Source organism: Paractinoplanes tereljensis, from assembly GCF_016862435.1.
Classification (GTDB): Bacteria; Actinomycetota; Actinomycetes; order Mycobacteriales; family Micromonosporaceae; genus Actinoplanes; species Actinoplanes tereljensis.
The window spans coordinates 1-980 of sequence record NZ_BOMY01000081.1 but is presented as its reverse complement, the minus strand read 5'-3'; the positions used below and the strand labels follow the sequence as shown (position 1 = coordinate 980).

General features: G+C 63.5%; 1 protein-coding gene. It reads right to left on the bottom strand.

Annotated elements, in window-relative coordinates; genetic code table 11:
• Positions 1 to 980: AAA family ATPase (locus tag Ate02nite_RS48540; RefSeq protein WP_203814811.1), on the bottom strand; the 980-nt coding region annotated here is incomplete at both ends.

Genomic DNA, 980 nt, shown 5'->3' with positions numbered 1-980 from the left:
CGGGCGGTGAAGATGTCCACGATCTGCAGGATCTCTTCCTGACGCAGCTGGTGGAACACGATCGTGTCATCGATGCGGTTGAGGAACTCCGGACGGAAATGCTGCTTCAGCTCGTCGTTGACCTTGACCTTCATCCGGTCGTAGTTGCTCTCGACGTCTTCCGACGCCTGGAAGCCCAGCGACACCGCCTTGGCCACATCCCGGGTGCCGAGGTTGGTGGTCAGGATGATGACCGTGTTCTTGAAGTCCACGATCCGGCCCTGACCATCAGTCAGCCGGCCGTCCTCGAGGATCTGCAGCAGCGTGTTGAACACATCCGGGTGAGCCTTCTCGATCTCGTCGAACAGCACCACCGAGAACGGCTTACGCCGCACCTTCTCGGTAAGCTGACCACCCTCGTCGTAGCCGACATAGCCGGGAGGGGCACCGACGAGCCGCGACACCGTGTACCGGTCGTGGAACTCCGACATGTCCAGCTGAATCAGAGCGTCTTCCGAGCCGAACAGGAACTCGGCAAGCGCCTTCGACAGCTCGGTCTTACCGACACCGGACGGACCGGCGAAGATGAACGAACCCGACGGCCGCTTCGGGTCCTTCAGACCGGCCCGGGTACGCCGGATCGCCTTCGAGACCGCCTTGACGGCGTCTTCCTGGCCGATGACGCGCTTATGGAGTTCGTCCTCCATGCGCAGCAGCCGGGAAGTCTCCTCCTCGGTGAGCTTGTACACCGGGATACCGGTCCAGTTGCCCAGGACCTCGGCGATCTGCTCGTCGTCGACCTCGGAGACGACGTCGAGGTCGCCGGCCTTCCACTCCTTCTCCCGCTGCGCCTTCTTGGTCAGCAGCTGCTTCTCGTTGTCGCGAAGCTGGGCGGCGCGCTCGAAGTCCTGCGCGTCGATCGCGGACTCCTTGTCACGACGCACCTGAGCGATGCGCTCGTCGAAGTCGCGGAGGTCCGGCGGTGCGGTCATCCGGCGGAT